This window comes from Halomonas sp. PAMB 3232 (assembly GCF_031954225.1).
Classification (GTDB): Bacteria; Pseudomonadota; Gammaproteobacteria; order Pseudomonadales; family Halomonadaceae; genus Vreelandella.
In genome coordinates, this window is record NZ_CP134865.1 from 1,363,470 (window position 1) to 1,375,237 (window position 11,768).

Sequence of the window (11,768 nt, forward strand, 5' to 3'; positions counted from 1 at the left end):
AAAGCGGGCGGGTTCATCGTCTCGATCCATATCACCTCAACCGCCGTCGCTCACCAGCCAGCGAACGGCGTAGGGCGGCAGGGCGTTTTCCGGCGTCCAGGGCGTGGCATCGGCCAATAAGCGCCACTGGTGCGCGTCGAGCGCTTGCGCGAGCTCTGAACCGCCGTCACCCAGCGGGGCGGGCTGGTCGGTCACGTTGAACAGCGCCAGCAGCGTGCGGCCATCCTCGAGCGGACCGCGATTGATCGCCAGCAGGTTGTCGGGAGTGGCCAACACCTGCTGGGCCGCCGCCGGGTGAAAACAGGGCTCAATGCGGCGCTGGCGCAGAAATTCTTGCAGCGCGAAGAATATATCATGGGTCGGCGTGGTCGGGCTTTCGAGCAGCAGGTCGAGCTCATCGAGCGACCAGCGGTGGCGGTTGATCGAGCGCAGCCGCCCGCTTCGCTCGACGCCCTCATGATCGTTGAGCGAGCCGGTCAGCGTGTGAATGTAAAGCGCGGGAATACCCTGGAGCGTGAGCATGATCGCCTGGCTGCAAAGAAAGCGAGCGATCTGCCAGGGATCTGGTCCGCGCCGGGTGCCGCGCATCGCCTCGAACCAGGTGATGTTGATTTCGTAGGCGGTGTCGGTGCCGTCCGGGTTGCTGCGCATACTGACGAAGCCGCCAAAGCGGTGCATCAGCTCCAACAGCGCGTCGCGCTCGTGATCCGGCAGCAAACCTTCCAGCGGTCGCACGCCGATGCCGTCGTGGCTGGCGGTGAAGTTCAGGTAGGTGCAGTTATCGGGCAGCGGCGGCAGACTCGCAAGCCAGGCCTGCATGGTCGCGGTTTCGCCGCGGGTCAGGGTGTGAAGTAGAAGCGGCGGCAGGGCGAACTGGTAGACCATGTGCGCCTCGTCTGCGGCGCTTGCGCGCTCCGGGGCGCCCGGCGCCAGCCGGTCGAGGCCGAAGTAGCTGATGTTTTCGGCGTGAGGTACGTTCGTTTCGGTGATGAGTAGCGTTCCCGGCGCTATTTCGTCGACGATCGCACGCAATAGCCGCACGACCGTATGGGTTTCGGGAAGATGAATGCAGTTCGTGCCCAGACGTTTCCACAGAAAGGCCACCGCGTCGAGGCGAATGATGCGGATGCCCTGCAGCAGGTAAAAAAGCAGAATACCGACGAATTCGAGCAGCACGTCCGGGTTCTCAAAATTAAGGTCGATCTGGTCATCGGAAAACGTGGCCCATAGATGGCGCGTACCCCGGCGGGTGGCCACGGGCACCAACAGCGGACTGCTACGCGGGCGGGTCACCTGGGAGACATCGGTTTCCGGGTCGACCTCGATGAAAAAGTCGCGCCCGGGGAGGCTGCCGGTCAGGTAGTCGACGAACCAGAGCGACTCGCGGGAAACGTGGTTGAGCACTAGGTCCCCCATCAGGTCGAAGTGGCTGGCAAGCTCGCGAATGTGCGACCAATCGCCTAGCGCCGGGTTGACCTCACGGTAATGGATGACCGAAAAGCCGTCGTCGCTACTCCAGGGAAAAAATGGCAGCACGTGAACGCCGCTGATGCAGTCGCCTAACCGTGCGCGCAGAAAATCGCTCAGCACGGTCAGCGGCGCCGTATCGCCTTGAACGATCGAGTCGCCGTAGCTGATCACCCACTGATCCTTTTCGCTCCAAAGTGGTGCGTCGGCGGGCGTGCTGGTCACGCGGGCAACCGGCGTGCCGTCCTGGCTTTCGCCGCGCTCACGTGCGTTTCGATAGTATTCCAGGTGCTGCTTGATGCGCCGGGTGACTTCGCCGCCGCGGTGGCCGTACAGGTGAGTCAGGTAGCGGTGAAGTGTCTGTTCGAAAAGCGTCATGGCGCCTCCTCCGGGTAAACTGTCACAAACGCTGCAGCTTGTGTGCCAAATCGTTACAATGCTAGGTTATGCCCGCGCCTGTCAGCGCGGCTTTATAGCGCCCGTGATTAAAAAAGCGCGTCAGGCAGCGCGCTTTTTTAATCATGCATCGGTACCGACGCGCAGGCTCCGGTGCGCGTTGACCTTAATAGGTGCGTCTTTTACTGCTTTAACCATTACTGTTTTAACCATAGCTGCTGCTTCAACCGCTGCTTCAACCATAGGTGAACGGCCATGCATTGCCCTTTTTGTGGTGCTCATGATACGCGGGTGTCCGATTCGCGCCTGGTGGCCGACGGCGACCAGGTGCGCCGGCGCCGCCAGTGTGCCAGCTGCCAGGAGCGCTTCACGACCTACGAAACCGCCGAGCTGATCATGCCACGGGTGGTGAAGTCCGACGGCTCGCGGGAGAGCTTCGACGAGGTCAAGCTGCGCGCCGGCATGCTGCGTGCGCTTGAGAAGCGCCCGGTCAGCGCCGAGGCGATCGAGGCGGCGGTCGAGCGCATTCGCCAGCAGCTGCGCGCCCGGGGTGATCGTGAAGTCAACGCCCGCGATATCGGCGAGGCGGTCATGAACGCGCTCAGCGGGCTCGATCAGGTGGCCTATATCCGCTTCGCCTCGGTCTATCGCAAATTTCAGGATCTCGACGAGTTTCGCGCCGAGATCGACCGCCTGGCGCCTCAGGGGCCCAGGAGCGACGCCGGCAAGCCCCGCGAGGAGAGCTGATGGACGCGCCGTTTTCCAACGCCGACCACGTGCACATGGCCCGCGCCATTACGCTGGCCAAAAAGGGGCTTTACACCACCGACCCCAACCCGCGGGTCGGCTGCGTGATCGTTCAAAACGATGAAGGGGGCGGGCACGGCCGCGTCGTCGGCGAGGGCTTTCATGAGCGCGCCGGCGAACCCCACGCCGAGGTGCACGCGCTTAACGCCGCCGGCGACAACGCGCGCGGCGCGACAGCGTTCGTATCGCTCGAGCCCTGTTCGCATACCGGGCGCACCGGGCCTTGCGCCGAGGCGCTGGTCGAGGCCGGCGTGGCGCGCGTGGTCGTGGCCATGGTCGACCCCAACCCGAAAGTGGCCGGGCGCGGTATCGAGCGCCTGAAAGCCGCGGGCATTCGGGTCGATGTGGGGCTTTTAGAGGCGGACGCCCGCGCGCTCAACCCGGGGTTCGTCTCACGCATGCAGCGCGGTGTGCCCTTCGTGCGCCTGAAAATGGCGATGAGCCTGGATGGGCGCACCGCCATGGGCTCCGGCGAGTCGCAGTGGATCACCGGGCCCGAGGCCCGGCGCCAGGTACAGCGACTGCGCGCGCGTTCGAGCGCCATTTTGAGCGGCGTCGAGTCGATCATTCTGGACGACGCTCGCCTGACGGTTCGCGCCGAGCAGCTGGGCCTGGAGAACGCCGAGACGGTCGTGACCCGCCAGCCGCTTCGCGTGATCATGGACTCCACGCTTCGCCTGCCGCTGGCCGCGGCCTGCCTGCAGGAGCCGGGCCAGACGCTGGTGATCACGACCGACGCGCATAGTGAAGAGAAGCGCCTAAAACTCGAAGCGGCGGGGGCGCGCATTCACGTCATGCCCGCCGTGAAGGCGGGGCGGGTGTCGCTTTCTGATATGCTCGGCTTTTTATCGAGCGAGTATGATGTCAACGAAGTGCTGGTCGAAACCGGCGCGACCCTGGCAGGCTCCCTGCTCGATGCAGGGCTCATCGACGAGCTGCAGCTATTTGTCGCGCCGACGCTCCTCGGGGGCGAGGCGCGACCGCTTTTCGCCCTCCAGGGGTTGAGCGAAATGGCGGACCAAAAGCGCCTCGATATTCAGGATATTCGTGCCGTCGGCAATGATTGGCGCATTATCGCCACGCCCCGCGCGGTGGCGCCTTGAAAGAACGTTTTCGATGATCGTGACACGCGCAGGCCAGGCCTTGCGCGCGCTAAATCTGGCGCGGCGGGGCCAGCCACGGTACCCTGCGCGCAACATCGCACGACGGTGCGGCTACTTTACGGGAGTTTCCATGGTGCAACCCTCTTTTGATGGTTTGTCCCCGATCAGCGAGCTGGTCGAGGATATCCGCCAGGGCAAGATGGTGATCCTCATGGACGATGAGGATCGCGAAAACGAAGGCGATATCATCATGGCGGCCGAGAAGGTTCAGGCCGAGCATATCAACTTCATGGCACGCCACGCCTGTGGTTTGATCTGCATGCCGATGACGCGCGAACGCTGCGAACGGCTGAACCTGCCGCTGATGGTGGGCAACAATGGCTCGGGCTTTGGCACCAAGTTCACGCTCTCGATCGAGGCGCGCGAAGGGGTCACCACCGGGATCTCGGCCGCCGACCGCGCGCGCACCGTGCAGGCCGCCGCCGCACCCAACGCCCGCGCGGCGGATATCGTTCAGCCTGGCCACATCTTTCCGCTGATGGCCGAGCCCGGCGGCGTGCTGCGCCGAGCGGGCCACACCGAAGCCGCTTGCGATCTGGCCGCCCTTGCCGGGTGCGACCCGAGTGGGGTGATCTGCGAGATCATGAACGATGACGGCAGCATGGCGCGCCGCCCGGAACTCGAGGTGTTCGCCAGGGCGCACGGGATCAAAATGGGCACCATCGCCGAGCTCATTCATTACCGTATGGTCAACGAGCAGACCGTCGATTTGATCGAAACCACTCAGGTGGCGACCGCACACGGCCCGCTTGCGCTGCACGTGTTTCGCGACCGGCTGCAGGGCGGCCACCACCTGGCGCTGGTGAAGGGGCGGCCGTCGCCGGACACCACGACGACGGTGCGTGTTCATCTGGAGGACACGCTCAGAGACGTGCTGGGGCTCAAGCACGAGGCGTCATCGCGCTGGCACGCCCATCGGGCGCTCGAGGAGATCGCAGCGGCAGAGGCCGGCGTGCTGGTGCTGATCGATGAGGGTCACCCGGCCCAGGATTTGAAGGATCAACTGGATATCTTTTTGGGACGCGTGCAGCCGCCGCGCACCAGTGACTCCGACGGCTCCGGCAACTATTTGACCATCGGCACCGGGTCGCAGATTCTGCGCCATCTGGGCGTGGGCAAAATGCGCCTTTTGAGCTCGCCGTGGAAATTTTCAGCGCTGTCGGGGTTCGACCTGGAAGTGGTCGAGCTGGTGAGCCCCGACAACGGCACCGATTCAGCGTCCGTGTGAGACGTTCTGATACGCTTATTGAGTAGGATGAAAGAGATGCAATCCCTTATGCAAGTTGAAGGCAGCTTCGTCGATGTCGACGGGCGCTACGTAATCGTCGTTGGGCGGTTCAACCATCACGTGGTCGATAGCCTCGTCGAAGGCGCGGTCGATAGCCTGACGCGTCACGGCGTCGATGCCGACAATATTCATATCGTCCACGTGCCCGGCGCCTGGGAGCTTCCGCTGGCGGTCAAGCGCGTGCTCAAGACCATGAAGCCCGAGGCGGTCATTGCGCTGGGCGCGGTGATTCGCGGCGGCACGCCGCACTTCGAGTACGTGGCCGGCGGCTGCAATACGGCCATCAACCACCTGCAGCTCGAATTCGATACGCCGGTGGCCAACGGGGTATTGACCGTGGAGTCCATCGAGCAGGCGATCGAGCGCGCCGGCACCAAGGCGGGCAACAAGGGCACCGAGGCCGCGATGGCCGCCATGGAAATGGTCTCGCTCTTGCGTGCCCTGCCCGGAGACGACTCATGAGCGAGCGTCCGGAGCGTAAGCAAAGCGCCGCCCAACAGGCTCGTCGCGCCGCGCGCGAACTGACCGTTCAAGCGCTCTATCAGTGGGACATGACCGGCAAGTCCGCCACCACCGTCGAGGCGGAATTTAGAAGCCAGCTCGCCGACGATGACCTGGAAGACCACGAAAACTGGGTCAAGGTGATGGAGATTGCCGACAAGGCACTGTTCCATACGCTGTTGCACGAAACCGTGCGCCACAAGAGTGAGCTCGACCGCGAAATCGCGCCGCTTCTGGATCGTCGCCTCGAGGATCTCGACGCGGTGGAGCTGGCCATTCTGCGCCTGGGCGCTTATGAGCTTGCCAAGCGCCCGGAAGTGCCTTACCGCGTGGCGATCAACGAAGGCGTGGAGCTGGCCAAATCCTTCGGCGCGACCGATGGCCACAAGTACGTCAACGGCATCCTCGATAAGCTGGCGAATCGCTTACGCAGTGCCGAGGTCAGCGCTCGCCGCCTGTAAGGCGCAGCGCTTGAATTGCGTTAAGGGGCCATTGTGTTTGGCGAATTCGAACTCATTGAACGGTTTCTAAAGCCCGCGCCCGCCGCGCTCGATCGCGGCGTGGCGCTGGGCGGCGGCGATGATGCGGCGCTTTTGATCCCGCAGGCGGGCTTTGAACTCGCGGTAAGTGTGGACACCTCGAACGCGGACGTTCATTTTCCATCCGATGCCCCCGCAAAGGCCATCGGCCATCGCGCGCTGGCGGTGGCCTTGAGCGATCTGGCGGCGATGGGCGCGCGTTCGCGCTGGTGTTTGATGGCGCTGACAACGCTTGGCGGTGCGTTTGAAGACGAAGCCGCCGCCGCGTGCTGGCTCGAAGGCTTTGGCCGGGGGTTCCACGCGCTTTGCGATCGCCACCAAACGGTGCTGGCAGGCGGGGACGTGACCCGTGGGCCGCTTGGCATCAGCGTGACCGTGATGGGCGAGGTGCCCAAAGGACAAGCGCTCACCCGCGCTGGCGCCCGCCCGAGCGATTTGATCGCCGTGACCGGGGCGCTTGGCGGCGGCGCCGGAGGGCTTGCGCTTTGGCAGCGCGGCGAGCGCGATCTGGCGCACCCGCTGTTAAAGCGCTACCTGCTGCCCGAGCCCCGGCTCGAGGCAGGTATTGCGCTGCGCGGCATCGCCAGTGCCGCACTTGATATCTCCGATGGGCTGCTGGCCGATCTCGGCCATTTGCGCCAGGCGTCGAACGTGGGCGCCGAGCTCGATATGGATGCGCTGCCCACCGCCGAGGGCCTGATCGAGGCGCTGGGCGAGGAGCAGGCGCAGGCCGCCATGCTCGGCGGCGGCGACGACTACGAGCTGCTGGTGACGCTGGCACCCGGTGAGCTTGAAAAGGCCCAAAAGGCGCTGGCGGCGGTGGGGCTCGCGCTTTCAGTGATCGGGCGCTGCTGCGAGGCGCCGGGCGTTTATGGCGTGCCGGCGGACGCGGCGCCAGGCTGGCAGCATTTTCATCGGGGGCGGCCATGATCAAGGCTCCATCAAGCGTCTGGCGACGCCCCACGCACTTTTTCGCCTTCGGCTTGGGTAGCGGCATGGTGCCCTGGGCGCCGGGTACCTTTGGCACGCTGGCGGCCATTCCGTTTTACTGGATCATGGCGGATCTGCCGCTGGGCTGGTATTTGAGCGTGGTGCTGGTCGCCTTCATCGTGGGCGTGTGGCTGTGCGACAAGACCTCCCACGATCTGGGCGTTCACGACCATTCGGGCATCGTCTGGGACGAGTTCGTCGGCTACTGGATCACCATGGCGGCGGTGCCGTTCTCCTGGGAGGCGGCGCTTTGGGGGTTCATCGTGTTTCGCATCTTCGATGTCTTCAAACCCTGGCCGATCCGCTGGGCTGACCGGCGGGTCGCCGGCGGCTTTGGCATCATGATCGACGATGTCATGGCGGGCATCTATGCCTGGAGCACCATGCACCTGTGGTTCTGGCTGCACTAGGCCAGAACCGGGTCTTTCATGCCGGTGTCACGGGGCGGTATTACGCTTTAAAGCGTCGTGTTCAGGGTGATGCGTTTGGCCTTAGCGTGTAAAAACAATAAGGTGATTATCCATATACGTGGCTAAAGCAGCGCGTAACCCAGGCAATACGCAACACAAGCAATACGCAACAAAAGCAGCACGGTCACGCAGCGGCCCGGCACGTTGGAAGAGGGCGCCTGATTTCGGCTATCCAGGGAGATGGCATGCGCAAGGAACGTCTTATAGTCCCGATCATCGTCGTGGCGTCGCTCGTTTGGGCCGTCGCGCAGTTGATCTCGAGCGTTCTGTTCGAGCGCAGCCTGAGCCAGGCGCTGGAGGATCTGGAAGCGCGCGGCGAGTGGCGCGTCAGCCGCCCGGAGAGTCGCCCCGGCTGGCTCTCGTCTCAGGGGCGGCTTTTGCTATCGCCGCTGCTGGGCAGGCCCTGGCAGCTGGAAGTCACCTACGATGCCCGCCACGGGCTTTTGAGTACCGACGTGCAGGGCACGCTGGTGCCGCGCCTGGGAAGCGCTTTGCAAAAGGCAGTGGGCGAGGTGTCGGCGCTGTCGCTGCCGCGCTGGCAGGGGCGCTACCATACGCTGAGCGGCAAGAGCGAACTGCGCCTGGCGCTGGCGCCGTTCGTCATTCAGCAAAGCGGGCGCGAGCTCGATGTGCGCGGCGCGCGCCTGCGCCTGGAGGGCGTATTCGGCGACTGGCGCCTTCGCGCGCTGTTCGACCAGCTCACGCTAAGCGATGGGCCGGCCTACCTGCGCTTTGGCCCGACGGTACTGGAAAGCCGCTACACCTATATCGAAGACGCCTACCACTTCGCCCAGCGCGACCATCTTACCGTCGAATCCACCACGCTCTTTTATCCAGGATACGAGATCACCGTTGCCCCGACGGAAGTGCAAAGCCAGATGGTCCTGGATGAAAGCGAGCTGCGTCTGAAAGGGCGGCTGGCGCTGGGGGATGTGCACGTACCCAGCGAAGCGCCGGATACGCCGCTTGTGAGCGGCGAGATCGAGGCGGAGCTTTCAAGGCTCAACGCCGACGCGGTGCGTCAGATCATTCGCCGCCTGCGCCAGGAAGCCGCCTGGGGCGACCCGGAGCGGCCGATGGCCGAAGGCGTCATGGCGCGCATCGAGCCGGAGGTGCTGCAGCTTTTAAGCGACTCTCCACGCCTTGACGTGACCCGCATCCAGCTCGAGAGCCCGCTGCTGGGTATCGATGTCGCCGCCGACGGCGCGCTTTTTTTCGACGGCCGCCGCCTCGATGCGCTCCGTCTCGAGGATCTGAACGACGCCAAAACGCGCTGGCGCTGGCGCGACCGGCTCGATGGGGACTTCGTCTGGTACGACGCGCCCACGGTCGCCGCGCTCTGGCTGGGCCTGCCGTTGGGCACCCAGGAGCTGCAGTTCGACGTCATTCGCGGCAGCTGGCGGGTCAACGGACGGCCGCTGCCCGAGCTATTGCCCCAGTAGCTCGCTGTTCGCTGACCGGTGCGGGGCACCCCTGGCGCGATACGGTTATCTGCCCAAGGGTTGAAGTTTCATCGCGCTGCCCACATTCCATTGAACATGCCAGACGGCGTGGCCGTCAGTCTCAGTCGATGGAGGGCGCATGAGCGACCAGGATCATGAACACGATAACGATTCACCCGTTTGGTTGACCGACGAAGACGTCGGCGATGACGATACCGCTCAGGACGACGAGCATCGCGCCGACGAGCATCGCTCCGATGGCGAGCGGGTTCACTCGCTCGTTTCGGCCAGCGATATGCTCCCGGAGCGCATCTACCTGCTCCCGATCCACAATCGCCCCTTCTTTCCCGCCCAGGTGCAGCCGCTGGTCATCAATAAGGATCGCTGGGAAGAGACCATGCGCCGGGTCGGCAATACCCCGCACCACACGTTGGGTGTCGCCTTCGTGGGCGAGCAGGGCATCGATTCACTTCATGAGGGCGACTTTCCCGCCATCGGCACTGCGGTCAAGGTCCATAAGCTCAAAAGCGAAGACCAGCAGATTCAGTTCATCGCCCAGGGCGTGCGCCGCTTCAAGATCCAGCGCTGGCTCTCGAAAGAGCCGCCGTATCTGGTCGAAGTGAGCTACCCCAAGGAGCCGGTCGACGCCGAGGACGAAGAGACCCGCGCGTATGCCATGGCGATCATCAACGGCATCAAGGAGCTGTTGCCGATCAACCCGCTTTACGGCGAGGAGCTCAAGCACTATCTCAACCGCTTTAGCCCCAATCAGCCCGGCCCGCTGACCGACTTCGCCGCAGCGATCACCTCGGCCAAGGGCCCGGAGCTACAGGACGCGTTGGCGACCCTGCCAGTGGCGGATCGCATGCACAAGGTGCTGCCGCTTTTGCGCAAGGAGATCGATGTCGCCAGGTTGCAAAGCGAGATCAGCGAGCAGGTCAACGCGCAGATGCAGGAGCGCCAGCGCGAGTTTTTCTTGCGTGAGCAGCTCAAGGTCATCCAGCGCGAGCTGGGGATTTCCAAGGGCGACCGGGAAAACGATGTCGACACCTTCCGCGAACGCTTGAAAGCGCTCAAGGTGCCCGAGCGCGTTCAGGGCCGCATCGATGACGAGCTCGAAAAGCTCAGCGTGCTGGAAACCGGCTCGCCGGAGTACGGCACCACCCGTAACTACCTCGACTGGCTGACGTCGCTGCCCTGGGGCATCACCAGTGAAGACAAGCTGGACTTGAACCACGCCCGCCAGGTGCTCGATCGCGACCACGACGGGCTTGGGGACGTGAAGGAGCGCATCGTCGAATTTCTCGCCGAAGGTACCTTCAAGGGCGATGTCGGTGGTTCGATCGTGCTGCTGGTCGGCCCGCCCGGGGTGGGCAAGACCTCCGTGGGCCGCTCGATCGCCGAGGCCTTGGGGCGCAAGTTCTACCGCTTCTCGGTGGGCGGCATGCGCGACGAGGCCGAGATCAAGGGCCACCGGCGCACCTACGTCGGCGCGATGCCGGGCAAGCTCGTCCAGGCCTTCAAGGAGGTCGAGGTCGAAAACCCGGTGATCATGCTCGACGAGATCGACAAGCTCGGCCAGTCCTTCCAGGGCGACCCGGCCTCGGCGCTTCTGGAAGTGCTCGACCCGGAGCAGAACGTCGATTTTCTCGATCATTACCTCGACGTGCGTATGGATCTCTCGAAAGTGCTGTTCGTCTGCACCGCCAATACGCTGGACTCGATTCCGGGGCCGCTGCTGGATCGCATGGAGCAGATTCGCCTGTCCGGCTATATCGCCGAAGAGAAGATGGACATTGCCAAGCATCACCTGTGGCCGAAGCTTCTCGAGCGCAACAAACTGCCGAAAAAGCGCATCAACCTGACCGACGCCGCGCTCAAGCAGGTCATCGAAGGTTACGCCCGCGAAGCCGGGGTGCGTCAGCTCGAAAAGCAGCTTCACCGCATCGTGCGTAAGTCGACGGTGAAGCTTCTGGAGTCGCCGGAAGAGACGGTGAAAATTTCGGTCAAAAACCTCGAGGAGTTCCTCGGCGCGCCGCTGTTCCGTAAGGAGAAGGTGCTCAAGGGCCAGGGCGTGGTGACGGGCCTTGCCTGGACCTCGATGGGCGGGGCGACGCTTCCGATCGAGGCGGGCAAGGTGCATTCGCTGGACCGCGGCTTCAAGCTGACCGGAAAGCTTGGCGATGTGATGCAAGAGTCTGCCAACATCGCTTACAGCTACACGCTGGGGCACTTGAAGGAGTACGGCGCCGACCCCGAGTTCTTCGACAAGGCGTTCGTGCACCTGCACGTACCGGAAGGTGCCACACCCAAGGATGGGCCTTCTGCCGGCGTGACCATGACCACGGCGCTGTTATCGCTGGCGATCAACAAGGCGATCGACCGGCCTTTGGCGATGACCGGCGAGCTCACGCTGACCGGTCAGGTGCTGCCGGTGGGCGGCATTCGCGAGAAGGTCATCGCCGCGCGGCGCAGTGATATCTTCGAGGTGATTTTGCCCGAGCCCAACCGGCGCGATTACGATGAGCTGCCGGATTACCTGAAAGAGGGCATGACCGTTCACTTCGCCAACCGCTACAAGGACGTGGCCAATATCGTGTTCAAGTAAATAGCGCTAAAACGTTAGACTGATAACTTTAATACGCCACTCTCATTAAAAAGAGTGGCTTTTTTTATGCCTATTCGGCGAATTAAACCTTGGGAGG

Annotated in this window: 11 protein-coding genes; 9 read left to right on the forward strand and 2 right to left on the reverse strand. The window is 63.7% G+C overall.

Features of this window, described 5'->3' with window-relative positions:
• Positions 1–36: 36 nt before the first annotated feature.
• Both RN346_RS06225 and RN346_RS06230 read right to left on the reverse strand, forming a co-directional pair.
• Positions 37–1,845, reverse strand: coding sequence for a sugar phosphorylase (locus RN346_RS06225; RefSeq protein WP_311962478.1), 1,809 nt, complete (start codon positions 1,843–1,845; stop codon positions 37–39).
• Between the two features lie 141 nt (positions 1,846–1,986).
• The gene (locus RN346_RS06230) at positions 1,987–2,145 is read right to left on the reverse strand and encodes a hypothetical protein (RefSeq protein WP_311960871.1); all 159 of its coding nucleotides are present in this window, start codon (positions 2,143–2,145) and stop codon (positions 1,987–1,989) included.
• On the opposite strand from RN346_RS06230, the gene nrdR reads away from it, so the two are divergent.
• The 9 genes from nrdR to lon all read left to right on the forward strand — a co-directional run bounded on the left by nrdR (position 2,119) and on the right by lon (position 11,671).
• Complete coding sequence (nrdR, locus tag RN346_RS06235; protein WP_311962479.1) at positions 2,119–2,610, forward strand: transcriptional regulator NrdR; 492 nt, start codon at positions 2,119–2,121, stop codon at positions 2,608–2,610. The genes RN346_RS06230 and nrdR overlap by 27 nt on opposite strands.
• Positions 2,610–3,773: a bifunctional diaminohydroxyphosphoribosylaminopyrimidine deaminase/5-amino-6-(5-phosphoribosylamino)uracil reductase RibD gene (gene ribD / locus RN346_RS06240; RefSeq protein ID WP_311962480.1), complete on the forward strand. Its 1,164-nt coding sequence runs from the start codon at positions 2,610–2,612 to the stop codon at positions 3,771–3,773. Before nrdR ends, ribD begins: the two co-directional genes overlap by 1 nt.
• Before the next feature lie 130 nt (positions 3,774–3,903).
• Positions 3,904–5,061: a bifunctional 3,4-dihydroxy-2-butanone-4-phosphate synthase/GTP cyclohydrolase II gene (gene ribBA / locus RN346_RS06245; protein WP_311960548.1), complete on the forward strand. Its 1,158-nt coding sequence runs from the start codon at positions 3,904–3,906 to the stop codon at positions 5,059–5,061.
• Between the two features lie 36 nt (positions 5,062–5,097).
• Entirely contained in the window at positions 5,098–5,583 is a 486-nt protein-coding gene (gene ribE, locus RN346_RS06250; RefSeq protein WP_252107316.1) for a 6,7-dimethyl-8-ribityllumazine synthase, read from the forward strand.
• Entirely contained in the window at positions 5,580–6,083 is a 504-nt protein-coding gene (gene nusB, locus RN346_RS06255) for a transcription antitermination factor NusB (RefSeq protein WP_263584481.1), read from the forward strand. Before ribE ends, nusB begins: the two co-directional genes overlap by 4 nt.
• A gap of 33 nt (positions 6,084–6,116) precedes the next feature.
• On the forward strand, positions 6,117–7,091 hold the full coding sequence (gene thiL, locus RN346_RS06260; RefSeq protein WP_311962481.1) for a thiamine-phosphate kinase: 975 nt from the start codon (positions 6,117–6,119) through the stop codon (positions 7,089–7,091).
• Positions 7,088–7,561, forward strand: coding sequence for a phosphatidylglycerophosphatase A (locus RN346_RS06265; protein ID WP_263584479.1), 474 nt, complete (start codon positions 7,088–7,090; stop codon positions 7,559–7,561). The genes thiL and RN346_RS06265 overlap by 4 nt, the downstream gene beginning before the upstream one ends.
• A gap of 245 nt (positions 7,562–7,806) precedes the next feature.
• Positions 7,807–9,063, forward strand: a complete 1,257-nt coding sequence (locus RN346_RS06270) for a YdgA family protein (RefSeq protein ID WP_263584478.1) — start codon at positions 7,807–7,809, stop codon at positions 9,061–9,063.
• A gap of 139 nt (positions 9,064–9,202) precedes the next feature.
• Positions 9,203–11,671: an endopeptidase La gene (gene lon / locus RN346_RS06275; RefSeq protein ID WP_263584477.1), complete on the forward strand. Its 2,469-nt coding sequence runs from the start codon at positions 9,203–9,205 to the stop codon at positions 11,669–11,671.
• Positions 11,672–11,768 lie beyond the last annotated feature (97 nt).